Below are 580 nucleotides of genomic sequence, written 5' to 3' on the forward strand. Positions count from 1 at the left end.
TCCGCAGGTTTTGCACAAGAATTAGAAAGTAAATCTAAAGAATTAGAAAGCACTATTCAACGACTTTTACAGGGTTCAAATACTCAAGCTTCCTCATTACAACAAACAGCGGCTGCTGTGGAAGAAATTACGAGTTCTATGCAGAATGTTAGCACAAAAACAACAGAAGTCATTCAGCAAAGCGAGGATATTAAAAATATCTTGGGTATTATCCGTGATATTGCCGACCAAACTAATCTACTTGCACTCAATGCAGCAATAGAGGCAGCAAGGGCTGGGGAACACGGCAGAGGTTTTGCAGTGGTAGCTGATGAGGTAAGAAATCTAGCTGAACGAACAGGAAAAAGCTTAAGTGAGATTGAAGCAAATGCGAATACATTGATTCAAGGTATTAATGATATGGCTGAATCTATCAAAGAACAAACCGTAGGTATTACACAAATCAACGATGCAGTTTCACAACTAGAAGGCGTTACACACGAAATATTAGATATTGCCAACCAATCGCAAGAAATCAGCAACACTGTAGATAATATTGCTGTAAAGATTATGGATGATGTGAATAGAAAGAAGTTTTAAG

General features: G+C 37.9%; 1 protein-coding gene. It reads left to right on the top strand.

What is annotated here, in order from left to right:
- The coding region (locus tag CCZ01_RS10015; protein ID WP_258437189.1) for a methyl-accepting chemotaxis protein at window positions 1–579 on the top strand (579 nt) is incomplete at its 5' end.
- Between the last annotated feature and the right edge of the window lies 1 nt (window position 580).

The sequence above is a fragment of the Helicobacter monodelphidis genome, assembly GCF_003288845.1.
GTDB lineage: Bacteria > Campylobacterota > Campylobacteria > Campylobacterales > Helicobacteraceae > NHYN01.